Source organism: Mycoplasmopsis bovirhinis, from assembly GCF_900660515.1.
Lineage (GTDB): Bacteria > Bacillota_I > Bacilli_A > Mycoplasmatales > Metamycoplasmataceae > Mycoplasmopsis > Mycoplasmopsis bovirhinis.
The window spans coordinates 668198-694966 of the sequence record NZ_LR214972.1 but is presented as its reverse complement, the minus strand read 5'-3'; the positions used below and the strand labels follow the sequence as shown (position 1 = coordinate 694966).

Sequence of the window (26769 nt, the reverse complement as noted above, 5' to 3'; positions counted from 1 at the left end):
TTTAATAAATTATTTTTAAAATAATTACTCGGTAATCACAAAACAAATTGACTAATTTATTTTATTGATGTCGTTGTTATATTAATTTATCTTTACTATTCAGTTTTCAAAGAACATTGAGAGAAGTTCTCTCAAAACTAGATATACTTGTTGGGTTATCTCAACCATGACATTAAATAAGAAATGATAACCTTATGTAATAATTGGTAATTGTTACTAAAGTAAATTGTAACTTAATGTACTCCGTAGAAAGGAGGTAATCCATCCCCACGTTCTCGTAGGGATACCTTGTTACGACTTCACCCCAGTCACCGGCCCTGCCTTAGGCAGTTGTCTCCGTAGTTAACAAAACCGACTTCGGGCATTACCAGCTCCCATGGTGTGACGGGCGGTGTGTACAAGACCCGAGAACGTATTCACCGTAGCGTAGCTGATCTACGATTACTAGCGATTCCGACTTCATGTAGTCGAGTTGCAGACTACAATCCGAACTGAGAATAGTTTTTTGAGATTTGCTTGATGTCACCATGTTGCTTCTCTTTGTACTATCCATTGTAGCACGTGTGTTGCCCCACTCGTAAGAGGCATGATGATTTGACGTCGTCCCCACCTTCCTCCCAATTACTCGGGCAGTCTCCCTAAAAAATTAACTAAGGACAAGGGTTGCGCTCGTTGCAGGACTTAACCGAACATCTCACGACACGAGCTGACGACAACCATGCACCATCTGTCATTCTGTTAACCTCTGCTATATCTCTATAGCTTTGCAGAAGATGTCAAGAGTGGGTAAGGTTCTACGCGTATCTTCAAATTAAACCACATGCTCCACCGCTTGTGCGGATCCCCGTCAATTCCTTTAAGTTTCACTCTTGCGAGCATACTACTCAGGCGGATGATTTAATGCGTTAGCTGCGCCGATAGACCTCTCTATCAGCTAATCATCATCGTTTACAGCGTGGACTACCAGGGTATCTAATCCTGTTTGCTCCCCACGCTTTCGTCTCTCAGTGTCAATATGTGCCCAGTTAGCTGCCTTCGCCAAATTGGTGTTCTTCCTAATATCTACGCATTTCACCGCTTCACTAGGAATTCCGCTAACCTCTACACAATTCTAGCATGCCAGTATCCAACGCAATTTGGGGTTGAGCCCCAAGTTTTCACGCCAGACTTAACATACAACCTACAGACGCTTTACGCCCAATAATTCCGGATAACGCTTGCAACCTATGTATTACCGCGGCTGCTGGCACATAGTTAGCCGTTGCTTTCTAACAAGGTACCGTCAAGGCACTAGCATTTCCTCTAATGCTTTTTCTTCCCTTATAACAGCAGTTTACAACCCGAAGGCCGTCATCCTGCACGCTGTGTCGCTCCATCAGACTTTCGTCCATTGTGGAAAATTCCCTACTGCTGCCTCCCGTAGGAGTCTGGGCCGTATCTCAGTCCCAGTGTGGCGGATCAGTCTCTCAACCCCGCTAAACATCATTGCCTTGGTAAGCCATTACCTTACCAACTAGCTAATGTTCCGCACCCCAATCTCTTAGTGAAGCTTTAAGGCTTCTTTTATATATAAGTCATGCGACTTATATAAGTATCCGGTATTAGCGATAATTTCTCACCGTTATCCCAATCTAAGAGGTATGTTAAGTACGTGTTACTCACCCATTCGCCGCTAAGTTCTAATGAACTTCGCTCGACATGCATGTATTAGGCACACAGCCAGCGTTCATCCTGAGCCAGGATCAAACTCTCGAAAAAATTGACTGTCATGTTTTGTGTATATCTAGTTTTCAAAGAACTTCATGCTGCTTTTTTAAAAAGCGCAAGAATATTATAATACAAAAAAAATAAAAACCAAAATATTTTTTAATTTTTTTGACAAATTTAATTCTGTTAATAAAGATAACCAGCAAACAAAGCTGCTGGTTATATATTATTATACTAAACCTTTAGTTTTTAAGGTTTTAAGAGTTTTTGCACTTACGCGTAAAGTCATTCTACGTCCATCAACTAATACTCTTACTTTTTGTAAATTAACGTTGAATTTTCTTTTTGAAGCATTCATAGCGTGTGAACGTGTATTGCCTGATAAAGGACCTACACCTGATAATTGACATCTTCTTGCCATAATTTATCTCCTAAATATATTATATTAAATTACTTACGGATGTTTAAAGCGCTAGTAATTTTGTTGTATTCTTCTAAATTTGCTTCTTTAAGATGTTTTAATAGTACTTTACGTTGTGCAATTTTTGCTAAGAACCCTCTACGTGAGTGGTTGTCCTTAGGATTTTTTGAAAAGTGTGGTTTTAGTAATTCAATGTCTTCAGTAAGAATTGCAATTTGAACTAAAACATTACCTGTATCTTTATTATTTTTACCGAACTTTTTAACTAATTCAGCTTTTTTAGCTTTTGAAACCATAATATCTCCTATGTATTGTAAATCTATTATGTTTTAAACCTAGTTATAACTATTTTGGATGTTAAAACCAAGAATAAAATTTATGTTGCTTTTCATAATAAGCTACGCTATTATACCATAGATTATTGATTTACTAAATATTTTTTTGTATTTTCAATATCTTCGTTAGTTATTTGATCTTGCGAACTGGAAATAATTAGTCTTTGCTTTTTGATTAATTCAATATAGCATTGAATCTTAGTTAGTTCATTGCTATAATCAACTTCATTAGCTAATAAAATAATCGAGGCACCTTTTGCTAAATTAATATGAGTTAATGATAAATAAGCTAAATCATTTAAATATAAAATTGATAAATAAATCCCTGGATGAGGTAAAAGTTGCTTTGGATTAATCTCTAAATTTGTTTGATTAAAAATTGCTTCAAAAGTAAAATTATAAACCAATAAATTGTTAATTAATTCTAAATCTCCAAATTCCAAAGACTCTTTTAAAAAACCTGTTGAAATTTTCTGATTTTTGAGTTTAAAAATTGGTAAAGCAATCAAAGTAAAGTTAAAATCATGTTCTAAAACTAAATTAGCTGCTTTAACTAAATCAGAGCCAAAGCTAAAATCTTCGCCAACAAAGATTTTAGCTCGCTTTTTTTTAGTTAATTTTACTAAGAATTCTACTGCATTTAAATACCTAACTTGGTGAAAATCTAGTTCAACAATACAATCTAAATCAAGCTGAGCTAAATTAAAATAGTTAGCTTTATTACTTTGAAAATATTTAGCTTTATTTTTAAATTCAAATGTATCTTGATTAAAAGTAACCAAAATCTTACGACCAGGGTATTTCAATGCTTCTTTGTAAAGTTGGTAATGACCTAAATGGAAAGATTCAAAGCTTCCAATTAAAAAATTATCATTCTCTTGTGACTCAAAATTATTAAATTGATAAATTTCTAATTCATTCATTTAAATTAATTTTAATTCTTTAAGTTTTAAATAACAACCTTCAAATTCACAATCTAACGCAATATCTTTTGCCACAGTTTTTAATTTTTGGCTAGCTCTTTGCATTGCTACACCATAAAGTGCATCTCTAATCATTTCATAATCATTTGAGCTATCCCCAAAAGCAATTAAATTATCAAGTGAATAACCTAGAGATTCACATAAAATTTTTAAAGTTTTACTTTTATTTACGTTCTTAGGACTAACTCAAAAACCACGAGATCATCTTGATTCAATTTGGACATTTAAATTATGTTTATCAATATACTCTTGCACTTTAAGAGATAATTCTTTTGGCTGATCTGACCCAAAAGTAATCAAATACAAATCAGTATTTTTTAATAATTCATCATTATATTCTAAGTAATTAGCTTTAAATGGTTTAATAAACCATGTGTCTAATTTCATATTAGGGCTTTTATAAACTTTATCAAAATCAGTTATCGACATTTGCACATCTGTATCTTGAAATTCATTATAAATTTGCTTAACAACATTTTTATCAATTGTTGATTTATATAAAAATTCTTGTTTTTTAACATCTCAAATAAAAGCACCATTAGCTCCAACAAAATAATCAACTGGAGATAATTGGTCTAAAAAATCACCAATACTAGCAAACTCTCGAGCACTCGCTACAACTGTTGTGATATTTCGATTTTTGAGTTCTTGAAACATTGTTTTAATATTTTCTGGAAATTTCATATAACCATTAGGTAATAAAGTTCCATCAATGTCAAAAGCTGCTACTTTAATAAGATCCTTTAATTTTTTCATAAACACCTCTTAGGAAAAACTTTTTTTGGATAAAATATCTTGTTTGTAATTTGTCCTACAGCACAAATTTGTTCTAAAAAAGGATTAAATGCAAAAACTTGAGCACCATTTAAATTTACTTTAAAACTATGACCATTTTCTAGTAATTTTAATTCACCTCCATTTAAGTTTAAAATTGGTAAATTAAATAATTCGCTGTGATTAATTTCCTTAAATTCATTAGGTTCTAATTTGCTTAGTTTAACTTTGCCAATACTTAGGCGTTTTAATTCCATCATAATGCAAGTAGTATTTAATAATTTAGCAATGTCACAAAGTAAAGTGCGAATATATGTTCCATGTGAAACATCAGCTATGATCTCAAATTCATGATTTTCTATATCGTAATTAATTAGTTCTAAATGATTAATTTGAATTTCTTGAGGATTTAATTCTATTTCCTTATTTTCCCTCGCATATTGATAAGCTTTCTTACCATTGATTTTCTTAGCACTGAATAATGGCGGAATTTGTGTTTTAAATTCTTTAGCTTTATTAATTGCTGCTAACAATTCTTCATTAGTTATTTTAAAAACTTCAGTATTTTGTACAAAACCCATAATATCTAAGGTATCACTTGTTAAAAATAATTTTGCTTTAGCTTTATAAACTTTTGTTTTATCATCTATATATTCCAGTAACCTTGTATCTTCATCAGTTGCCACGATCATTAAACCTTCAGCTAAAGGATCTAAAATTCCTAAATGTCCAATTTTATTTACTTGTAATTCTTTCGCTAAAGCTCTAATTCTTTTATTAGAATAATCACCTTTTTGCTTATAAAATTTAACAAACATATTTTACCTTGTCAAAATATTTTAACACAACATAAATTTTATGGTTTAGAAATTATTCTAAAAATTTTATTCTTGTGTTAAAATAGATTCATGATGGTAAAAAAGAATTCGAAGAAAAACCCAATAATTATTTTATCCGGACCAAGCGGAGTTGGAAAAGGAACGATCGAAAGATTGCTTTTTGATTTTGAAGAATTAAACCTTTCGCTCTCATGCTCAGCAACTACCCGTAAGAGACGCCCTGGAGAACTTGATGGAATTCATTACCATTTTATTGATGTTGATCGTTTTCGAGATTTAATGAAACGTCGCAAGTTCATTGAATTCTCATACCACTTAAATAATTATTATGGAACTTTAAATTCTGAACTTAAAAAAATTCATGATAAAAACATGGTTCCATTATTAGAAATTGAAACTAATGGGGTTAAGAAAATTATTAATAAATTTGAAAAAGAAGAATGGAATTCAAAATATAACTTAATTACGATTTTTATTACCCCTCCTTCGGTAGAAGATTTAAAAAAGCGAATTATTAATAGAGGTTCAGAAAGTAAGCAAACTTTGCAAAACCGCCTCAAAAAAGCTGAAATCGAAATTGCCGAAGCTCATATCTTTAAATACCAAGTTGTCAATGATACACCCGAAAGAGCTGCTAATGAAATTAAACGGATTTTATACCGTGAACTAGGGATTAGTGATAAACTTGATAATTAATAAATTTATATCTAGAATCATGCCTTCTAGATATAAATCTTTTTTATCTTGTAATATGGAGCAAAATTAGTGCAACAATATAAAATCTTTTGCATTAATGCGGGAAGATATAAAATTGTAAATTTAGATAATAACGAAACCTTAGTATTAAAAGCAGCTGGAAAATTACGGTATTTAAATACCTCTCCAATAGTGGGAGATAATGTTAAAATTTCAAATCAAATGATTAATGAAATTTTACCTCGTCGGAATTTTTTAATTCGACCTAAAATTGCTAATATTGATCAAATCATTATATGCATGTCAATTTTAAAACCAGATTTTAGCTCATTCTTACTAGATAAATATTTAAGCATCTTAGAAGCTAAAAATATTAGGCCAATTATTTTTATTACAAAAAGTGATCTAGAGTTAAATAGTTCTAAAATATGGCAACAAACATACCAAAAAATGGGTTATGAAGTACATTTAATCAATAATTCTCTTGATTTTGATCCAAGGATTAAAAATATTTTTTTAAATAAATTTAGTGCTTTTATGGGACAAAGTGGTGTTGGCAAAACAACTACCCTTAATAAATTAACTAACCTTAATTTTGCCACCCAAGAAATTTCTAAAGCTTTGGGCCGTGGTAAACACACTACACGGATTGTTCAAATCATTAAATTTAATCAAGGGTATTTAATTGATACACCAGGATTTTCGTCAGTAACATTAGATTTAGATAAAATAGAATTGGCTCAAAGTTTTAAATTGTTTAAAACCTTAGCACAAACTTGTAAGTTTCGAAGTTGCCTTCATCTTAATGAAGCAAGCAAAGATTGTGCTATTAAGCAAGCAGTTGATAATAACTTAATACCGCAATTTAGGTACCAAAATTACATTAAATTACAAAATGAATTAACTTTACAAAAATAGGAGTAATTATGAAAAAATATGTAACACCAAGTTTATTAAATGTTGACAAAGATCAAAGATTATCGATGGCTAATATTTTGATTCAAAATGGCATTAAATGAATCCATTATGACATTATGGATGGTCAGTTTGTACCTAATACAGCAATTTTTCCTGAAGAAATTAAACAAATTAACAAAGAAGGTTTAAAACATTTTAAAGATGCACATCTAATGGTTCTAAATCCTTATGATTATCTTGAAATATTAAAAGATAATGTTGATATTTTTACTTTCCATTTTGAATCAATCCAAAATAATTTGGATAAATTTAAACAATTTTTAAATAAAAATAATCAAGAATTAAAAATAGGTTTAGCAATCAAACCAGATACAAAGGTTCAAACTATTTTACCTTTTTTAAATAAACTATCATTAGTCTTAGTTATGTCAGTAGAACCAGGAAAAGGTGGCCAAAAATTCATTGAATCATCAATTGATAAAATTAAAGAACTTCGTCAATTAAGAATTAAACATTCATATGATTATTTAATTCAAGTTGACGGAGGAATCAACTCAGAAACTGGTCCTTTGTGTTTAAAAGCCGGAGCAGATGCTGTGGTTGCAGGTACTTTTTTAGTTGTAGAACCAACAAGAAAACGAATTAACAGTATCTTAGGTAAATTTGCTGATAAAGAATAAATAAATTTATTTAAATTTATCTTAGTTAATGTTATAATATAATTAACTTAGTCAAATATATATGAAGAAGTTGCCTTGGCAACTTTTTCTAATATACTTATAAAAGTTAAAGGAGCAAACTTATGGATTATAAAAAATTATTGACCTTACAATTTGGTAAAATTATTTTATCAGCTAAATTAACTAATACTTTTGGTAAAACTTTAGAAGTTACAGTTGATTATAATGATTTAGAAAAAGTGCAAGCAATTTCACAAGAAATTAGCGCTTATTTAGAGAACCAAGATTGATTTGAGGATAATTATTGCCTTGAAGTTTTATCTAAAGGAGAAGCATTAGAAATACCTTTAGATAAACTGGAAAATCATCTTAATAAAAATCTTAAGATCTTTCTTAGTAGGCCATTTGCCGATCAAAGTATTTTAATTGCTAAGTTATTAGAAGTAACTAAAGAACAAATTAAATTGCAATGAAACCAAAAAGGTAACATTCGTAAAATTTTAATTAATAAAACCCAAATTAACAAAATCGAAAAATATATTAAATTTTAATGAGGAAATATGGCTAGAACAAAAAATGACAATAATAAACAAATTAACACTAAAAGTCAAAAGGCGGTTTTTTATGAACTATTAAACAATTATTCAGTCACTAAAAAATTGCCAATTACAGATATTATTAAAATTTTTGAAAGTGAAATTCAAAGAGTAATTAACAAATCTTATGATCCTGATGCACAAATCCAGATCTCAATTGATCAAGAAAATAAATTAGCCAAGATTATCAACTTAAAAGGTAAAATTGTTGATGATCTTGGAAATTTAGAACATGAGTCAAATTTAGAAACTAAATCACACAAATTCATGGATATACTACTTTCAGAAATTCCTGAAACTAAAAGGGCTAACTTCGTTGCAGACAGCGAAATAGAAATTGAGTTTAATTTTGATGATTTAGACGCAAAAGCAAAACTAGTAATTTTAAATGGTTTTAAACAAGAATTAAAGCAACTTGAAAGATTGCGTATTACTAAGATTTTTAGCGATAAAATTGGACAAAAATTTAATGCTAAAATTAACACAGCACTAAAACATGAATTTGACGTTGATATATTACATGATGGTGACGTATTTAGAGCTTTATTACCAAAGAAAAAAACTCACCCCAAAAAATCACTTAACCCTGGTTCGGATATCCAAGTTATTTTAGAAAATATCAACCAGGAAAAAACTGCTTCGCCTTTAGAAGTAACTATGATTGATCCAGAAGAAGTAATTAATGCTTTAAAAGTTTCAATTGTTGAAATAGCTAATGGTGATATTGAAATAGTTCGTTATGCTCGAAAATTTGGGGAAAGAACTAAAGTAGCTGTTCAAGCTAACCCTAAGAAAAAATTTGAATTTGATATCATTGGATCAATCTTTGGACAAAAAGCAGAAAGAATAACGAAAGCCTCAAAATTAGTTGGTGAATCAATTGATGTAATCCGTTGATCAAATAATAAAAAAGAATTCATTAAAAATTCTATTTCACCTGTTAAACCTGTTGATGTATTAGTTACCAAAGATCATAAAAAAGCTTTTGCAATTGTTAAAAATGAAGAATTAACTAAAGCAATTGGTAAAGGAGCTGTTAATATTGAATTAGCAGCAAAATTGTCAGGAATCTTAATTGAAGTTAAAAGTGTTGAGCAAGCTGATAAGCTTAAACTTCCTTACAATAGAGCAAATTTAGAAACGCTTCAAAAACTAGCTGTAGGAAGTAAATTACAAGAAAAACAATTATTTAAAACTACTAAACCTAAACAAACTAAAAGATCTTATGCAGCTAAATTACTTGATTCTAAAGAAATGAAAATCGCCTTAAATAATTTTGATGAAGACTTGCAAACATATATTAATAATACTATACAAAAAGAATCAGAGCAAAAACTAGCTAAAAATACTATATTAGATAAAACATTTAATTCAAAAGAAGCTAAAAATGTTGATATTGAAAAGTTATTTGATACTTTAAATAAAGAAGTTAAAGATAAAGATAAAGAACATAATATCGCAACCTTAGAAGATATTGCTAATGAATTAGAGCAATGGAACTATGTTTTTGATCCTTCTTTTGCTGCTGAAGATGAAGATTTTGAAGATGAATCAACTCTTATTGAACAAGAAACATCAGAGCAAAAAAACCAATCTAAACAAGATGTAAAAGATAAAAAACAAAAAAGTTTATTAGAACAATACAAAAAAATCAAAGATTTCAAAGTTGATTCAGATTTAGTTAGTTACGGTCTTGCTAAAGATATTGATTTAAGTGATTTTGAAGATGAAAACTGATAAGATTTTAACTCGTAAATGCATTGCTTCAATGCAAATTATTCCAGTAAAATATTTAGTACGTTTTGACTATCAAAAACAAAATAATACACTTACAATTGATCAATTTAAAACTAAAAAAGGTCGAGGCGCTTATTTTTTACCTACCATTGAAAATTGAGCTATAATTAAAAAAAAACGTGCTTTAAATCGTTCGTTGCGTGCTAATATAACTTTAGAGCAATACGAAAACCTCGAAGCGCAATTAAAGGAGCTAATATGAGCAAAAAACAAACCAGAATAAGTAACATTAGCGAAATAAAAGAACAATTACAAAATACTAAAACAGAACTAAAAGACGGAGTTTTTGTCTTTACCGGAAAAATGTCAATCACTGATTTTGCTAAAGTAACTAAAATTAGTGCTAATGATATTATCAAAAAATTCTTCTTAAAAGGTAAAATGTATAATTTAAACCAAATTTTAGATGAAGAAGAAATTGCTGAATTATGCATTGACAATGGTTTTGATTTTCAAAAAGAAACAAATGTTGATGGAACTAACTTTTTAGATGAAGTAATGTTTCAAGATCAAGAAGCTGATCTTGAAAAAAGATACCCGATTATTACCGTTATGGGACACGTTGACCACGGTAAAACTACCTTAATTGATAAAATTAGAAATTCTAATATTGTTTCTACTGAATTAAGTGGTATTACACAACATACTGGAGCTTACCAAATTAACTACAAAAACAGTAAAATTACTTTCTTAGATACACCAGGTCACGAAGCTTTTACTAAGATGAGAGCTCGTGGTGCTAAAGTAACAGATATTATTATTTTGGTTGTTGCCGCAGACGATGGAGTAATGCACCAAACCAAAGAAGCAATTATCCATGCTAAAGCGGCTAATGTTCCAATTATTGTTTTTGTTAACAAAATGGATAAACCTAACAAAGATTTAGATCGTCTTAAAGGAGAACTAGCTCAAGCTGAAGTAGTAATTGAAGAATATGGTGGTGATACTCAAATAGTTTATGGATCAGCAATTAATGGCCATGGAATTACAGATTTATTTGATGCCATTATGCTGCTAGCTGATTTATTAGATTTAAAAGCTAATCCAAGTCGTTATCCAATTGGGACAATTATTGAATCACGTATTGACAAAGGAGCTGGTGTTGTTTCAACAATTATTGTTGAAAATGGAACATTAATGAAAGGTGATTTTATTGTTGCTGGTTCAAAATATGGAAGAATTAGGACTTTATCTGATGCTCAAGGCGAGAAATTAGATAAAGTTCTTCCCGGTTCGCCAGCTATCATCACTGGACTTAACTACGCACCAGATGCAGGAGATAAGTTTGTTGGATTTAACAATGAAAAATTTGCTAAGAAATTAGCTAACGAAAAAGCTTTTGCTGATAAAATGAATTTATTACATGATAAATCAATTTCAGCAGCAAATACTGATGGAAAAAAAGTTATTAACATTTTAATTAAAAGTGACGTACATGGAACAGCAGAAGCTTTAAAAGGTCAATTAAATGCTTTAGAAAATGAAGACGCCATTATAAAAATTATTTCAGCAAGTGCTGGAAATGTTAATGGTAATGATATTTTACTTGCACAAGCTTCAAATGCTATTATCTTTGTCTTCAACTTAAAAACACCAGCTGCAATTAAACAAAATGCTGCTGCACAAGGCATTAGTTTAATTGAACATAATGTTATTTATAAAATTATTGAAGATTGTCAAAGTTTACTTGATGGCCAAAAAGCACCAATTTATGAAGAACGCAAAATTGCCCAAGCTCACATCATCAAAGTCTTTTACTATTCAAAAGTAGGTAAAATTGCTGGGTGTTTAGTTGATTCAGGTGCCGTTAAGGCTAATAGTAAGGTTAAAGTCTACCGGAAGGGTATTTTAATCCATGATGGTGTAATAGAAAGCTTACGCCGTGAATTAAACGATGTTAAAGAAGTTATTAAAGGTAAAGACTTTGGTACCCACATAAAAAACTTTGACGATATAGCTGAAGATGATGTCTTAGAATTCTTTGAAGATGTAAGAATTAATTAAAGGTTATAATGAAATTAGAAACTTACATTAAAGACATTCCAAATTTTCCTAAAGATGGTATCATTTTTAAAGATGTTGCACCATTATTAGCTAGTCCAAAAGCATTTCAAGCCACTATTGACTTGATGGCTAGTTATTTAGATGAGATAGATGTGGTTGTCAGCCCTGATGCTCGAGGTTTTTTATTTGGAACAGCTGCTGCTTATAAAACAGCTAAACCATTTATTATGGTTCGTAAGCCTGGTAAATTACCAGGTCAAACTTTATCTCAAAGCTACGAATTAGAATATGGTCACAACACTTTAGAAATACAAGCAAACTTAATTAAACCAGGTCAAAAGGTTGCAATTATTGATGATGTTTTGGCAACTGGTGGAACTATTGACGCAATGGTTAAACTAGTTGCTAAACAACAAGCCAGTGTAACTAAAATTATTGTTTTACTTGAATTAAAAAACCTTAAAGCAAAAAAAATATTTGATGATAAAATTCAAATTCATTCATTAATCAAAGCATAGCAAAACAGCTGCCTTTGCAGCTGTTTTTATAGTCTTTGTTTTATTAATTTTTCTAAATTTTACTTTCTTCTGCTTGTTTTTGATTAATTTATGAATCAATATTTTGCTCTTGCTATCCACTTCTTTTATTATTAGCTTGGTCTTGTGAATTTGAAGTTTCGGAATTTGCTTGTTTAACTTTAGGCACAGGATATTTTATTCTAAAACTCCCACTAATATTTGTATCTTGTGTAGTAATATTATTTAAATTATCTAAATTAGCATCATTAATAACAGCTCTTAGTCTTGAATGGAAAATAACGGTGTTGTTTTCTTTATCAAAACTAAGAGTAATAGATGAAGGGATAATTGCTGAACTATCAGATGCACCATAATAATTAAATACCTTATTATAAAAAGCAGTTTTAGTTGCATCATCACTTGCTTGATTATAGGCTTGCTCAAATTCATCTAAAGTTGGATAATTGGTTAATAAGTTTTCTACAAAATTAACATCTTTAATAAACATTCCTTCACTATAAGATGTTTCATCATATTTTTTAAAACCTTCTAGTTTATAAATATAGTCAACTTGAGTATTTAAGTATGTGCTTTTTTTGGGGTTAAAAATTACTCTTAAATACAAAGTACCAGTTAAGTCACTTGCATATGAATAAAAGCTAATGTTATATTTATCTTGATAGATGTTTAATAAATGACCCTTAGGATGATTTAAACCAAAAATCTTATTTTGGTTTAAATCTTTATTATTTAAAAGTGAACTAAATAATAATTGGTTTTTTCAAAAATTTGATTCTCCTTTAGGAGTATTTAGTGATGATTTTATGTAAGTAGGGTTATTAGCATACTTACTTGCATATTCATCTTTTACATCAAAATTACCTGTTGCTAAGCTAAATTGTGATAATTCTGCTTTTAAAGCATTAACTTTATCATCAAAAGTTTCTTGTTTAAAAAGTGCAGTTAGTTTAACTTTACTAACTAAAGCTGGTGTTCATCCAGCTAAGACAAATAAAGTTGCTGATCCTAAAATTATTTTATTAGTTAGTTTTGCCATATTATTCTCCTTCAAAAACTTCATTAAGATTAAAAATTAGTTCATTAATTTGAGTATTATTTTGCGCCGAAACAATAAAATATTTAAATTTACCATAAGTTTCATAAGCTTGCTTAATGCTTTTAAGCAAAGTTTGTTTATCTTTTTGTCTTAGTTTGTCGCTTTTAGTATAAACTAAGACAAAAGGTAATTTTATTGTTGTTAAATAATCTAAGACAATAGCATCATTTTTTGTAATACCATGGCGCGAATCAATTAACAAGTATAAGAGTTTTAAATTTTTGCGATTTTCCAAATAATCTTCAACCATTAACATCATACTCTTTGCTTGTTCTTGTGAAACTTTAGCATAGCCATAACCCGGCAAGTCGACTAAAACAGCACCAGAATCATTTTCAAAGAAATTAATCAGTTGAGTTCTCCCTGGAGTTTTTGAAACTCGAGCTAATTTTTTATTTGATACAATAGCATTAATTAAACTACTTTTACCAACATTAGAACGACCCCAAAAAGCTATTTCATAATTATTGTGATTATGCCAATTATTTTTATTTGTCGCAGATTTAATAAATTTAAACATTTTGCTCCTTTATTTTTTGTAATTGTGATGAAGAATATTTCACATATTCTTCATCAGGGATAATTATAATAGTTTCAAGGGTTGGGTTAAAACCTTTGTTGAGACTTGCTAATTCTAATTCGTACTGAAAATCCAGGTTATTTCTTGCTGAGCGAATTAAATATGTAATCTTTAGTTTTTGGGCTACTTCAGCTGTTAAAATGTTTTCATAAGGTTCTAAAACATAAAGGTTTTTTAAACCTTTTGTTTTTTCTTTAATTAAATTAATATTTTCTATTATATCATTTTTTGGTTTATTTGGATTTTGTGCAACTAAAAGATAAACCTCATCAAAGAGGTTTAAAGCTTTTAATAAAATTTGGTAATGTCCATTATGAAATGGATTAAAACTCCCAGCATACAAAGCTTTTTTATTATCTTTATTCATTAATTATAAATTTTAATAGCATTTTGAGCAATAACTAATTCTTCATTAGTTCTTATTACGTAAATTGGAATTTCTGATAATTTATCAGAAATTAAGGTATAATCATTAATTTGCCCTTCATTATATTCTTTACTTAAAACTAAATTCTTAAAATAAAGTTTATCAATAATTCTTTGGCGAATTTCAGCTACATTTTCACCAATTCCTGCTGTAAAAACTAAAGCATCTAGTTTAGCTCCAAGTTTATTAAAATATATTGCACAATAATCTGCAATTTTTTGTGCATATAAATCAAGAGTAAATAAAGCATCTTCATTGCCACTAGAAGCAGCAGCTCTAATATCCCTCATATCACTAGAAATACCAGAAACTCCTAAAAGACCTGATTCTTTATTTAAAATATTAGTAAATTCAGAAATACTTAAATTTGTATTTTTTAAGACATATTCATGAATTGAAGGATCAATATCTCCTGAGCGAGTTCCCATCATAATACCAGCTAAAGGAGTTAGTCCCATACTTGTATCAAAAGATTTAGAATCTTTTATAGCGCATAAACTTGCACCATTTCCAAGGTGCAAGTTAATAAAAGTAACTTTATCTTTATTTAAAATATCTTGTAATTTCTTAGTAATATATTCATGACTTATACCATGAGCTCCATATTTTTTAATATTTAAATCTTTTACTAAATCTTTTTTAATAGGATAAGTATAGTTTACCTTTGCGATTGTGGTATGAAAAGCTGTATCAAAGTCAGCTGAAAACTTAGCTAAAGGAAAGATTTTTTTAAAAGCATTAATTGCTTCTAAAGCACCAGGATTATGCAATGGTGCATAGCTTGCATATTTTTCAATAATTTGAATTACTTCCTGATTTACTTTAGTAGTAGTTTTAATTTCGTCACCACCTTGAACAATCCGAAAGCCAATATATTCAATTTCGCTTTTGGCCTTAATCAAATTACTTTCTTGCATTAAAGCATATAATTCTTCAACTGCTTTTAGGTGATTTGGCATTATAGCTTGTTTCTCAAATTTTTGCTCTTTATATTTTAAAGTTAAATTTCCTTGAGATAGTCCAATTCTTTCAACAAGGCCACTGCCTAAAAGTTCTAATGAATCTTTAATAAACAAACTCATTTTAATCGAACTACTTCCGGCATTAATCACTAAAATTTTTTGCATAATTACTCCTTAATAATTAAATAAAATTATAAAAACCAAGATTTTAAAACTTTTTAAAATCTTGGTAAAACTAAAAAAATATTAAACTACTTTAATTAAAACTTCTTTAGAGTAGTTTTCGCCTCTAAGGTGATTACGTTCAACATGAATAATTTCAATTTTAACATTCCCTTGGGTGTGTTCTCTATGTTTTTGTCCTCTACGGAATCCTTTGATTAACCCTTCTAATTCTTCTAAAGTATTTGCTTTGGCAATAATTTGCCCATCTGATAATAATCTTGCCTTATATTTATACATAAATTAACCTCCATAAATATATAATAATATTATACTAGTTTTTGAATAAATTTTTGCAAATAATTATTAAATAATTCAAAATTATCATGTTAATTATTTGAAAAATAACTAATTTTATATATCTAAATATATATTATTATTATGTTATAATTGAACTATATTTAGTTCTATAAAGGAGAATACATAGCAATGAAATTTAGAAAATTAATAAAAAAAATATCAATCATTCCTCTTTTAACTCTTCCAATTGTTGCATCTTCATGCAGCATTGGTGATGATATTAAAAGAGAAATTATTAAAATAGGCCAAATTTTTGACCCAAATAATGGTAATGATAATCAAAATGGTTCACCAGGTTCAAAAAATGGTTCATATGAACGTAATGTAATTGGTGATCCTAAAGATCCAGCTTTAAAAGAACATGAAAAAAACCCTGTTAGCCCTGATGAAAATAATTCTAACCAACCACAAGGAAAAGATTCAGTTGCAAACAACACTACAACTAACAACTTTTTAAAAATCTCGGATAAAGAAGTATATTTTACAACTTCTTTATCTCAAGAACAAAAGGCAAAAGAATTAGCCAAACTTAATTCAATGATTAATACAAACATTGATAAAGTAAAGGAGTTAGATCGTAATGGTGAACCATATTTAGAATTCGTAGATACGCAAACTGAATTAATTTGAAGAGAACATGCATACTTAGATCAAAGAACAGGAGCATGAAAATACCAACTTGGTAAAAGTGGTCTTTTAAATTTAGTTCATGAATTTAAACGCAAAATTCCATATGGTCAAGAAATTTATGACCTTAAATCTATCTCAATTAATGATTATAAAATTATTAATGATAAAGTTAATGGATTATATATGCCTGATTCACGAAGAATGTTTGTAAATGGTTCATCAGTTCAAAATAAAGGTTTCAGTACTTATGAAATTATTGGTGGTTTAATGCCAACAATCTTCCACGAATACATCCACCACTGAGTAACAGTTTATGCTGAAATTGGTTTAATTGAGGACCCTAAAGTTAGTGTTGATAAAGCTAATGCAAAAGATGTAACTAAACGTCAAACAACTGAAATATACTATAACCCAGGAACAACTGCTGAAAATGCTGATCATAGCCATGGTGCAAGACAATTTTGAAATTCATACTTTAGCTCTAATTTTTATAGTCTTTTAAACTTTGATGTTAATAAAAAAGCTTATATCAAAGATGAAGTGTTAGAAAAATTAGGAGCCACAAGAGTTAAGTCAATTCTTTTATACAATAATTTATCATTAAATGATATATGACGTTTGGCTAATGAACTTCAAACGCCAGAACATTTAAGAGAATTACAAACTCAATACATGGCTATTTCACCAAGTGGTTCTTTTACTACTACTAAATCAAGACTTAAATATAATTTCTCGTTAACTGAACTTGTTCCAAGAGAATACACAAAGTATGCTTTTGAATCATATTTTTCAATGAATGAAGAAAATAAAACACTTGAAAAAATGGAAGCAGGACAAAATAGCATTACATGGTTTGGAGTACGCTACTTAGAAACCGATCAATACAACAGAGTTACTCAAGTCTTTTCACCAAGTGGAAATGCTGAAGATTGATCACATACTTATTTAAATAATTTTGATTCACAACGTCGTCAAGGATGATTCCAAAATGGTGAAGGTGTTAACTTTTATGATAATTCACCAAGATTTAATGCTACTGTAATGCCAAACTCTGTTTTTGATATTAATAAATTTAGAACTGTTGATAGTGTATCTACTACAACTTCATGAGATGGCAGAAGAGAAATAGTCACTACTACAGAAAACCCAGGAGAATTACCAGCTAAAAAAACTAAAAATAGAGCAGTCGAATTTTATAAAGTATTTTTAGAAACTATGGGTTATGGTAAAACTATAAGTCAAATTTATACTAAAAATATTGTATCTAAAAATGACCAAGGACTTGAAACGACTAATACTCAATATCCAACTTTAGTTAGATTTACAGGTTATATCAAAACAGATAAGAAAGTTGATGGTTTAGTTGTTAAACAAAATGGTAAAATTTATGGCCAAAGTTTATTTAAATATTCAAATACTTTTAATTTCTTCGGTCATAAAGATATTGACCAAGGTGCAAAAATGCAAGAAGGTGAAGGTGTGAATCTTAGGGTAACAAGTGAACGTCAAACACAAATTGACAACCGGCTATACCCTTCAGATGCAGGTTATACCCAAAACTATTTAAGTTATATCACTAAAGACTTTATTGAAGTTAAAGATAATTCGACCATTCATTTATGAAAAGATAAAAATAATGATGGTGTAGCAAGTGAAGATGAATTAGTTCAGCAAGAAATTACTCTGCCAACTCAACGTCCAGTAACAACCCAAAGATCTACTAATGCAACATCTTCTAAATTTGATAAATTTCTTGTTGAAAATACAAATGGAAACATTACTTTAAAGGCAATTAAATAATGTCATGAGATTTTCATGACATTAAAGTTGGGCAAATAGTTAATGTCCAAGCTTATAAGCACAATGGCTTTTTATACCGCCAATGAACTAATGCAAAGCTTTTATTTCATAATAAAAGACATTTAGTCTTATCTTTAAAAGGTTCACGCGTAATCGAAAACATCAAAGGCCGTAAAGGTTGATCTTACACTGATGATGCTTTATGGTTTATACCAAAAGATAGTTTTTATAATACTATCATGATGCTTCGCAGCGGAGCTAAATGTTATTACATAAATTTAGCTTCGCAACCTATTTATGAAGATAATACTATTAAATTCATTGATTATGATTTAGATATAAAACATTATCCTAATAAAGAATTGCAAATTGTGGATAAAGAAGAATTTGAAACAAATGCTAAAAAGTTTAATTATTCTAAAATTATGAAACTAACGATTTTGAATGAAATTCAAAATCTCATTGGTATTTATAACAATGATGCTTATTTTTTCAATGATAGCATCATTGATTATTACTTAGATCTTATGCACCAAGATAAATTATTATCTGATGCCAAATACCATGAATATAAACAAAATAAGCACCAAAGCTATTTAGAAGAATCACAAATGTTTAAAATGCTTAGACGTTTTGGTAAAAAACCATATCATAAGTAAAAAAGAAGGCTAAAACAATGCAAATTACCTTTGCCTTGTTTTTCTTTATTTAAAACCCTGTTATAATATTAAATAATTTATTAAGGGGTATTATGAACAAAATAGAGGTTTTAATTAAAGAATTATGTCCTGATGGGGTTGAGTATAAAAAAGTTGCTGAGTTGTTTACTTTAAGCAGGGGAATAGTAATATCAAAAAAATATATTAATGATAATCCAGGTCCTTACCCAGTATATTCATCTCAAACTGAGAATAATGGTGAACTAGGAAAAATTGAGACATATAATTATGATGGAGAATATTTATCATGAACAACAGATGGAGCATATGCTGGTACTGTATTTTATCGTAATGGAAAATTTAATGTAACCAATGTTTGTGGATTATTAACACCTAAAACAAATAATAATATTAAATATTTATATTATGCATTATCTATTCATACAAAAGAACATGTAAATATAGGAATGGGTAATGCAAAGCTTATCAGTAATGTTATGGCTCAAATAACTATCCCACTCCCACCCCGCGCGATCCAAGACGAAATTGTCAAAATTCTTGACAATTTCACAGAGCTTACAACAGAGCTTACAACAGAGCTTAAGGACAGAATTAAGCAATATGAGTATTATAGGGATAAACTTTTATCTTTTGATGATCAAAAAGATAAAATAGAATATAAAAGAGTAGATGAGTTATTTAATGTCAGCCGTGGAAAAACTATGTCAAAAATTTATATGATGGAAAACAAAGGACCATACCCCGTTTATTCATCTTCAACATTAAACAATGGTGAAATAGGTAAAATTAATACTTATCAATATGATGGAGAATATTTAACTTGAACAACAGATGGATATGCTGGCACAGTGTTTTATAGAAATGAAAAGTTTAATATAACTAATGTGTGTGGGTTATTAACACCTAAAACAAATAATAATATTAAATATTTATATTATGCATTATCTATTCGAACTAAAGATCATGTTAATCATAGTTCTGTTAATGCAAAGCTTATGAGCAATGTTATGGCTAAAATACTTTTACCCATCCCTCCCCTTCCAGTACAAGACAGAATTGCGGAAGTTTTAGACAATTTTGAAAAGATCTGTAAAGATCTCAAAATTGGCCTTCCTTCTGAAATACAATTAAGACAAAAACAATATGAATATTATCGTAATCTCTTATTATCATTTAATATAGATGATATTAAGAGAGAGAGAGAGAGAGAGACGATAATTCTGGATTAAATAAATTACTTGAATATGTCTTTGGTTTGGATTTAATGAGTTATGGGTATGGGGTTAAATATAAGAAACTTGGAGAATTAATTAATAATTTGCCTAAAGCTACATTAAAAACTACTGATTTAATACCAAATGGAAAATACCCTGTTATAAACTCTGGTACATCTATTTATGGATATTATTACAAATTTAATAACAACGGTGATGCAATAACAATTGCTTCAAGAGGTGAAAATGCTAGTTTTGTGCAATATATGGATCAAGACTTTTGGGCTGGTGGATTATGCTACGCTTTAAGAAGCAAGGATGATAATGAAATATTAACTAAATTTCTATATTATTACCTAAAAAATACTCAACAAAAAATTAGAGAAACATTGGTAAGTGAAGGAAGTATACCAGCACTAAATAAAAAGGATTTAGAGGATATTATTATCCCTATCCCACCTCTATCACTCCAAAACCAAATAGTTGCAATCTTAGATAATTTTTCAACCTACACAAACAACCTAACTCAAGGTCTGCCAGCTGAAATAAACTTTCGGCAAAAACAATATGAATATTATCGAAACAAACTTTTAAGTTTTAATAAGGTAAGTTAAAACAAACATCCATAATTTGGATGTTTGTTTTCTACTAATAAAATACTTATTATTTAGTTATTATTAAAAATAATATAAAATATTATTAGTAAGGAAATAATGGATAAAGAAAATGTAGTATTATTCGGAATGCTTAATTCCCTAAAGTTAGCTAGTGAGATTTCGAATCTTTTAAATATACCAGTTTCTAAAATCGAACGTACCGTTTATGCTGATGGAGAAGTAATGCTTGTCTCTGAACATACTGTTAGAGACAAGGATGTCTTTTTAATTGCTAGTGCCTCAAGACCAGTAAATGATAATATTATGGAATTATTATTATTTGTTGATTCCTTAAAACGCGGTAGCGCTCGCAGCATCAATGTTATTTTAAGTTATTATGGGTATGCACGCCAAGATCGAAAAGCTAGCGGGAGACAACCAATTGGCGCTAAATTAGTTGCTGATTTATTACAAAAAGCTGGTGTAACAAAAATAACTTGTGTAGATTTACATAACCCATCAATTCAAGGATTTTTTGATATCCCTGTTGATGAATTAAAAGGCCAATACCCAATTGCTTATGCTCTAAAACAAACAGGTGAAAAGTTCACTGTTGTTTCACCTGATCATGGAGGAACAGTAAGAGCCAGAACATTAGCCGAATTAATTGCTGACACTGTTCAAATCTGTATTATTGATAAGCGTAGAACTGAGGTAAATAAAACAGAAGTTATGGGTATTTTAGGTAATATTGAAAATCAAAATGCTGTTATAATTGATGATATTATTGATACAGGTGGCACAATCTTAAAAGCTGTTGAAACTTTAAAACAAAAAGGAGCTAAAAAAATTATTGTGGCAGCATCACACGGTATTTTTACCAAAGGTTTTGAAGTTTTTGAAAATCACCCGGATGTTGATAGAGTAATTATCACTAACAGTATTGATAATAGCTCATGAGCAAATAAATATAAAAAACTTAATGTTGTCTCACTTGGTCCTTTTTTAGCACGTGTAATTAATGCATCGTTAACTAAATCAAGTATTTCATCAGTTTATAAAGATTTTCGAAAAGAAATTTCGCTTTGTACTAAAGAAAAATGTTAGTTATTTTTAGATAAAAGTAAATAAAAACTAAATATTTGGGGAAATATTCCAAATATTTTTTTATAAAATACTTACTTGATCAACAATTAAAATCTAGAAAAATATTAATATATAAATTATAATAAATAAACATAGACGAAAAAATTAACATTTTAATCAATTATAACATCATGGCAAATTATAGTTAACCCCCTAAGTTTAGCAAATAATTTGCTCTAACTTAGGGGGTTAACTATGTTTTCAAAGTGCTTTTATTTTATATTTTGGCGAATTTTTCTAAATAATCATCATAATCATCAAATAAAACATTGCTATCAATTCAATCTTTTCGTTTTGAAGAATCATTACCCATTAAGGTGCTAATACGTCTTTCAGCTAAATATGCATCGTTAATTGTTGCTCTTATTAATGTGCGTTTTTTCGGATCCATTGTAGTTTCTCAAAGTTGATCTGCATTCATTTCTCCAAGCCCTTTATAACGTTGTATTTCAAAATTTGTTCCCTTAGTTTCTAAGATATCTCTGAGTTCTTGCTCGTCTCATAAATATTGGCTTTTTTTGCTTGCTTTATTTGTTATCTTATATAAAGGCGGAATAGCAATATAAACTTGTCCATTTTCAATTAAAGGTTTCATGTAACGATAAAAGAATGTTAATAATAAACATTGAATGTGTGCTCCATCAGTATCAGCATCAGTCATAATAATAATTTTGCCATATTCTGATTTACTTAAATCAAAGTTTTTACTTATTCCGGCCCCAATTGCATTAATAATTGTAACTATTTCTTCATTTTTCAATAAATCTATTAATGAAGTTTTTTCTGCATTAATAACTTTTCCACGTAAGGGTAAAATAGCCTGAAAATTACGGTCTCTGCCACTTTTTGCTGAGCCTCCGGCTGAATCACCTTCAACTAAGAATAACTCTCGTTCTAGTGCTTTTTTTGAGCTTGCTGGAGTTAATTTATCACTAATGATTTTTTTACCAGATAAAGTTTTCTTGGAAGTTCTTGCTTCTTCGCGTCTTTTTTTAGTTTCAATCCTAACTTCATACGTTTTCTTAATTTTATCTAAAACTAATTTAGCTAAGTTTTTGTTTTGACTCAGCCACATTTCTAAAAATGAGCTTACAACCTCATCAACAGCACTTTTAGCTTCTGGTGTTCCAAGTTTGTCTTTTGTTTGGCTTACAAACTCAAGCATAGTTTCAGGAATTTTCACTGATATTATGCAAGTTAAACCCTCCATGATATCAGTGATATCAAAGCTATTATTTGCTTTTAAATAACCTTCTTTGTGCGCATAGTCATTGAAGATTTTATTAAAAGCTGATTTAATCCCTAGAACATGTGTTCCACCATCTTTAGTTTTAATATTATTAACAAAACTTAAAATTAATCCTTCATTATATGTATCATTTCATTGAAAAGAAAAATGAACTTCAATATTACGTTTTAATTCTTTATGTGAAATTGGTGCTGTGACTTGAGTTTTGGTATTATTTAAAAATTCTAAGAACATTGCAAGTCCATTGCGATATTTGAAACTTTGTTCTAAATTATTAATTTCATCAAATAATTTAATTTCTAAGCCAGAAATTAAAAAAGCACTTTCTTGTAACCTTTCAGCAATTCGTTCAAAACTAAATTTGGATTTCTTAAATATTTCATATTCAGGCCAAAATTCAACGGTTGTTCCTTTTTCTTTTGTTTTTCCAATAATTTTAGTTCTTTGAATAATTTTATCACGGCAAAACTCAGTATAATAAAGCTGACTGTCCCTTGCAACAGTAACAATTAATTTTGTTGAAAAAGCATTAGTGACACTTGAACCAACACCATGCAATCCCCCAGAAACTTTATAAGTATTTGAGTCAAACTTACCTCCTGCATGTAACTCAGTAAAAACTATTTCTACTGCTGTTTTTGTTTCGTTTTTTGCTTTGTCAACAGGAATTCCTCTTCCGTTGTCAGAAACTAAAACTGAGCCATCTTTTCTTAGTTTTACAGTAACTTTGTCAGCATAACCGGCTAAAGCTTCATCAATTGCATTATCAACAATTTCTCAAAGCAAATGATGCAAGCCATAAACATCAGTTGAACCAATGTACATTCCAGGTCTTTTGCGAACTGCCTCTAATCCTTTGAGTTGTTTTATATTCTCTGCTGTGTATCTATTTTCCATAGTTAAATTATTATATAAAAAACTATTATTATAATTAAATTTAAAATTTGGTTTTTTTTGTTAAAATTTAAAGGATCAAATAAATCAAATTAAATTAGAATATGGAGTTTTATTAAAATGAAAATCACAGATAAAAGAACAAAACTTGTGGCAACCATTGGTCCATCAAGTGATAACTATGAAACATTACGTTCATTAGTTGAAAATGGTGTAACAACTATTAGAGCTAACTTTAGCCATGGTTCTCATGAAGAGCAAGCTAACAAGTTCAGACTTGCAAAACAAGTAAGTAAGGACTTACAAATTCCTGTGTCTTTAATGTTAGACACTAAAGGTCCAGAAATTAGAATTGGTAAAATGAAAGACGGTGGACAAGTTGTCGAAGCTGGAAAATATTTATTAATTCATACTACAGCTGAAAAATACCAAAACTTAGAAGGTACTTCAAGTGAAATTAGTGTTGCTTATGATATGGCTCAAGACCTTGAAGTTGGAAACCAAGTTTTAATTGATGATGGTAAACTTTCAACTGTTGTTACCGAAGTTGGTCAAGGATATGTAAAAGTTAGAGCAGAAAATACTCACAAATTAAAAACCAACAAACGTGTTAATTTACCAGGTGTTGACTTCTCATTACCTTTCTTAGCTGAAAAAGACATTAATGATATTAAATTTGGTATCAAAGAAGGAATTAACTATGTTGCTGCTTCATTTGTTAACTCAGCTAAAAATGTTAATGAATTAAGACAATTGTTAAACGAAAACGGCGGAAGCCATGTACAAATTATTTCAAAAATTGAATCACACTTAGGATGTACAAATATTGATGAAATTATTGAAGCTTCTGATGGAATTATGGTTGCTCGTGGTGATTTAGGTCTTGAAATCCCTTACTATGATGTACCTTACTATCAAAAGAAAATGATCAGAAAATGTCGTGAAGCAGGTAAAATGGTTATTGTAGCAACCCAAATGTTAGACTCAATGGAAAATTCACCTCACCCAACTAGAGCTGAAGTTACTGACGTATATTATGCTGTAGAATTAGGAGCTGACTCAACTATGCTTTCAGGAGAAAGCGCAAACGGTTCATTTCCACTTGAAGCAGTAAAAACTATGACAGCTATCTCAAGACGTGCTGAAAAAGAATTTTACTCAAGAAATTACTATGAAAGACAACTTGAAAGTGTTTGACAAAATTCGGACCAAAGTGACAAACGTACTAGAATTGCATACCAAATTGCCAAAAAAGTTAAATCAGGTGAATACAAATATGTCGTAGTTCTTTCAAGAACTGGTGAATTATTAAAACATGTTGCTAAATTCCGCCCTAATACCTTAACAATTGGTATTTTAAATGATGAAAAACTATTAGGTGGTTTTGGTGCTTACTCAGGTGTTTTTGTTTCAGTTGAATCAAAAAAATTATTCCCATTAATTAAAGAAAGTACATGTAAAGGTGTTGAAGCTTTAAGACCATATGGAATTCAACAAGGTGATAAATATATTGTTGTTGAAAACGATAAATTTACTGAAAAAATTGTTGCTTAATTCAATTTGTATAAAACCTAGGAATTACCCTAGGTTTTTAAATTATTATTACATCAATACTTTTTTACTTTTCAAAATTGTTATTTATTTAAACGCCTACTTGTGTGTTAGGTATTTTTCTTGATACTTTCTTAAGCTATATATCAGAAAAATATAAGACTAAAATACCCAAATAATAATCTTTATGCTATAATAAGCTGTTATGTTTTAAAATAGGTAAAATTATGAAAACTAAAGTCTCATTTACATCTAAAATCAAAAAAGAAATTTTAATTAACTCAAAAAAAAGACTTGAAGATTATTACCTTTTAAAAGGTATGTTTTTTGCTAATTCTAATCTTACAAACAAGCAAGATACACTAGTGATTAAAAATACTTATATTAAAGATAAAATAATTAATAAATTAGCGAAAAATAATTTTAAATATACAACTAAATCAGAATGAAAACACAAAATTATTTTAGACAAAGATAATTTTGATTGAAGTAATATTTTTGACAATGATAAATATTTAACTTCTTTTTTTGCAGGCATTTTCCTTGGTTCAGGGAATATTTCTGATCTTAACACTACTTCATACCATTTAGAAATATCCACCTTAACCTTAGAAAATAGTAAATTAATTCAAAATAAATTAAATAAATATAATTTTAGCTTTCATTTGATTAAGAAACGTAATAGATATATTTTGTATATTAAAAAAATTGATGAACTCTTAGATTTTCTATCAGCTATTGGTGCCAAAAAAGCTTGGTTTAAACTTCAAGATTTAAAAATAGTTCGTGATAAAGATAATGTTTTAAATCGTACAAATAACATTGATTTTTCTAACCTACAAAAAATAGCTAATAGTTCTATAAAACATATTGAAAATATTAACTATGTTTTCGAAAATAACTTGCTAGATCATTTTACTAATGACCAACTAATGTTTTTTAGACTTAAAACTGAAAACCCTTGACTCTCTTTGAATGAACTAGTCTTCTTGCAACAAAACCAAAGCAATAATACAATTACTAAAAGTGGGGCAAACCATTGATTTAGAAAACTAGATAAAGTAGTTTTAACAAATAAAAATAATAAAAAGAAAACCACTGAAATTTAAAATTTCAGTGGTTTTATTATTTCA

26 protein-coding genes and 1 rRNA gene are annotated in these 26769 nt (G+C 29.1%); 15 read left to right on the top strand and 12 right to left on the bottom strand.

Going from position 1 to position 26769, the window contains the following annotated elements:
* Nucleotides 1-249: 249 nt before the first annotated feature.
* The 6 genes from EXC44_RS02850 to truB form a co-directional block, all read right to left on the bottom strand.
* Nucleotides 250-1758 (bottom strand): 16S ribosomal RNA (locus EXC44_RS02850).
* Nucleotides 1759-1936: 178 nt separating this feature from the next.
* A complete protein-coding gene (gene rpmB / locus EXC44_RS02845) occupies nucleotides 1937-2128 on the bottom strand; it encodes a 50S ribosomal protein L28 (RefSeq protein ID WP_099309595.1) in 192 nt (63 codons plus the stop codon).
* 29 nt (nucleotides 2129-2157) lie between these two features.
* Complete coding sequence (gene rpsO / locus EXC44_RS02840) at nucleotides 2158-2424, bottom strand: 30S ribosomal protein S15 (RefSeq protein ID WP_099309596.1); 267 nt, start codon at nucleotides 2422-2424, stop codon at nucleotides 2158-2160.
* Between the two features lie 122 nt (nucleotides 2425-2546).
* Nucleotides 2547-3386 (bottom strand): FAD synthase, encoded by an 840-nt coding sequence (locus EXC44_RS02835; protein ID WP_129621767.1) that lies wholly within the window; start codon nucleotides 3384-3386, stop codon nucleotides 2547-2549.
* Complete coding sequence (locus tag EXC44_RS02830; RefSeq protein ID WP_129621765.1) at nucleotides 3387-4202, bottom strand: YcsE-related riboflavin metabolism phosphatase; 816 nt, start codon at nucleotides 4200-4202, stop codon at nucleotides 3387-3389.
* Entirely contained in the window at nucleotides 4190-5038 is an 849-nt protein-coding gene (truB, locus tag EXC44_RS02825; protein ID WP_129621763.1) for a tRNA pseudouridine(55) synthase TruB, read from the bottom strand. Before truB ends, EXC44_RS02830 begins: the two co-directional genes overlap by 13 nt.
* 90 nt (nucleotides 5039-5128) lie before the next feature.
* Here truB and gmk point away from each other — a divergent pair, with 90 nt between their 5' ends.
* The 8 genes from gmk to EXC44_RS02785 all read left to right on the top strand — a co-directional run bounded on the left by gmk (nucleotide 5129) and on the right by EXC44_RS02785 (nucleotide 12268).
* On the top strand, nucleotides 5129-5755 hold the full coding sequence (gene gmk / locus EXC44_RS02820) for a guanylate kinase (RefSeq protein WP_120160384.1): 627 nt from the start codon (nucleotides 5129-5131) through the stop codon (nucleotides 5753-5755).
* A gap of 69 nt (nucleotides 5756-5824) precedes the next feature.
* Entirely contained in the window at nucleotides 5825-6673 is an 849-nt protein-coding gene (rsgA, locus tag EXC44_RS02815) for a ribosome small subunit-dependent GTPase A (RefSeq protein WP_129621761.1), read from the top strand.
* A gap of 8 nt (nucleotides 6674-6681) precedes the next feature.
* Nucleotides 6682-7353, top strand: coding sequence for a ribulose-phosphate 3-epimerase (locus tag EXC44_RS02810; protein ID WP_120160388.1), 672 nt, complete (start codon nucleotides 6682-6684; stop codon nucleotides 7351-7353).
* A gap of 122 nt (nucleotides 7354-7475) precedes the next feature.
* Nucleotides 7476-7904, top strand: coding sequence for an LSm family protein (locus EXC44_RS02805; RefSeq protein WP_129621759.1), 429 nt, complete (start codon nucleotides 7476-7478; stop codon nucleotides 7902-7904).
* Between the two features lie 9 nt (nucleotides 7905-7913).
* A complete protein-coding gene (locus EXC44_RS02800; protein ID WP_129621757.1) occupies nucleotides 7914-9689 on the top strand; it encodes a NusA N-terminal domain-containing protein in 1776 nt (591 codons plus the stop codon).
* The gene (locus tag EXC44_RS02795) at nucleotides 9676-9969 is read left to right on the top strand and encodes a YlxR family protein (protein WP_129621755.1); all 294 of its coding nucleotides are present in this window, start codon (nucleotides 9676-9678) and stop codon (nucleotides 9967-9969) included. Before EXC44_RS02800 ends, EXC44_RS02795 begins: the two co-directional genes overlap by 14 nt.
* Entirely contained in the window at nucleotides 9945-11750 is a 1806-nt protein-coding gene (gene infB / locus EXC44_RS02790; RefSeq protein ID WP_129621753.1) for a translation initiation factor IF-2, read from the top strand. The genes EXC44_RS02795 and infB overlap by 25 nt, the downstream gene beginning before the upstream one ends.
* A gap of 8 nt (nucleotides 11751-11758) precedes the next feature.
* Nucleotides 11759-12268: an adenine phosphoribosyltransferase gene (locus tag EXC44_RS02785; RefSeq protein ID WP_129621751.1), complete on the top strand. Its 510-nt coding sequence runs from the start codon at nucleotides 11759-11761 to the stop codon at nucleotides 12266-12268.
* Nucleotides 12269-12380: 112 nt separating this feature from the next.
* On the opposite strand, the gene EXC44_RS02780 is transcribed toward EXC44_RS02785, so the two are convergent.
* The 5 genes from EXC44_RS02780 to EXC44_RS02760 all read right to left on the bottom strand — a co-directional run bounded on the left by EXC44_RS02780 (nucleotide 12381) and on the right by EXC44_RS02760 (nucleotide 15816).
* Nucleotides 12381-13325, bottom strand: coding sequence for an MAG1430 family protein (locus EXC44_RS02780; RefSeq protein WP_165001848.1), 945 nt, complete (start codon nucleotides 13323-13325; stop codon nucleotides 12381-12383).
* A 1-nt stretch (nucleotide 13326) separates the two neighbouring features.
* Nucleotides 13327-13905, bottom strand: a complete 579-nt coding sequence (gene yihA / locus EXC44_RS02775; protein WP_129621747.1) for a ribosome biogenesis GTP-binding protein YihA/YsxC — start codon at nucleotides 13903-13905, stop codon at nucleotides 13327-13329.
* Nucleotides 13898-14332 (bottom strand): pantetheine-phosphate adenylyltransferase, encoded by a 435-nt coding sequence (gene coaD / locus EXC44_RS02770; protein ID WP_120160402.1) that lies wholly within the window; start codon nucleotides 14330-14332, stop codon nucleotides 13898-13900. Before coaD ends, yihA begins: the two co-directional genes overlap by 8 nt.
* Nucleotides 14332-15519, bottom strand: a complete 1188-nt coding sequence (locus EXC44_RS02765; RefSeq protein WP_129621745.1) for an acetate/propionate family kinase — start codon at nucleotides 15517-15519, stop codon at nucleotides 14332-14334. The genes coaD and EXC44_RS02765 overlap by 1 nt, the downstream gene beginning before the upstream one ends.
* Before the next feature lie 81 nt (nucleotides 15520-15600).
* On the bottom strand, nucleotides 15601-15816 hold the full coding sequence (locus EXC44_RS02760; RefSeq protein WP_129621743.1) for an MAG6790 family protein: 216 nt from the start codon (nucleotides 15814-15816) through the stop codon (nucleotides 15601-15603).
* Nucleotides 15817-16005: 189 nt separating this feature from the next.
* On the opposite strand from EXC44_RS02760, the gene EXC44_RS02755 reads away from it, so the two are divergent.
* From EXC44_RS02755 to EXC44_RS02735, 5 genes are all read left to right on the top strand, one after another.
* Nucleotides 16006-18306 carry an MYPU_1760 family metalloprotease gene (locus tag EXC44_RS02755; protein WP_129621742.1) on the top strand — a complete coding sequence of 767 codons (2301 nt, stop codon included), beginning with the start codon at nucleotides 16006-16008 and terminating at the stop codon, nucleotides 18304-18306.
* Complete coding sequence (locus EXC44_RS02750; protein WP_129621740.1) at nucleotides 18306-18965, top strand: DUF402 domain-containing protein; 660 nt, start codon at nucleotides 18306-18308, stop codon at nucleotides 18963-18965. The genes EXC44_RS02755 and EXC44_RS02750 overlap by 1 nt, the downstream gene beginning before the upstream one ends.
* Nucleotides 18966-19057: 92 nt before the next feature.
* Nucleotides 19058-20215: a restriction endonuclease subunit S gene (locus EXC44_RS02745; protein WP_129621738.1), complete on the top strand. Its 1158-nt coding sequence runs from the start codon at nucleotides 19058-19060 to the stop codon at nucleotides 20213-20215.
* 35 nt (nucleotides 20216-20250) lie between these two features.
* Nucleotides 20251-20814: a restriction endonuclease subunit S gene (locus EXC44_RS02740; protein ID WP_129621736.1), complete on the top strand. Its 564-nt coding sequence runs from the start codon at nucleotides 20251-20253 to the stop codon at nucleotides 20812-20814.
* Between the two features lie 99 nt (nucleotides 20815-20913).
* Nucleotides 20914-21903, top strand: a complete 990-nt coding sequence (locus tag EXC44_RS02735; RefSeq protein ID WP_120160418.1) for a ribose-phosphate pyrophosphokinase — start codon at nucleotides 20914-20916, stop codon at nucleotides 21901-21903.
* A gap of 256 nt (nucleotides 21904-22159) precedes the next feature.
* On the opposite strand, the gene EXC44_RS02730 is transcribed toward EXC44_RS02735, so the two are convergent.
* Nucleotides 22160-24088 carry a DNA gyrase/topoisomerase IV subunit B gene (locus EXC44_RS02730; protein ID WP_129621734.1) on the bottom strand — a complete coding sequence of 643 codons (1929 nt, stop codon included), beginning with the start codon at nucleotides 24086-24088 and terminating at the stop codon, nucleotides 22160-22162.
* A gap of 117 nt (nucleotides 24089-24205) precedes the next feature.
* Between EXC44_RS02730 and pyk the strand changes: the two genes are divergently transcribed.
* Nucleotides 24206-25639: a pyruvate kinase gene (gene pyk / locus EXC44_RS02725; protein ID WP_129621732.1), complete on the top strand. Its 1434-nt coding sequence runs from the start codon at nucleotides 24206-24208 to the stop codon at nucleotides 25637-25639.
* Nucleotides 25640-25863: 224 nt separating this feature from the next.
* Nucleotides 25864-26745, top strand: coding sequence for a DNA-binding protein WhiA (gene whiA / locus EXC44_RS02720; RefSeq protein ID WP_120160425.1), 882 nt, complete (start codon nucleotides 25864-25866; stop codon nucleotides 26743-26745).
* Nucleotides 26746-26769 lie beyond the last annotated feature (24 nt).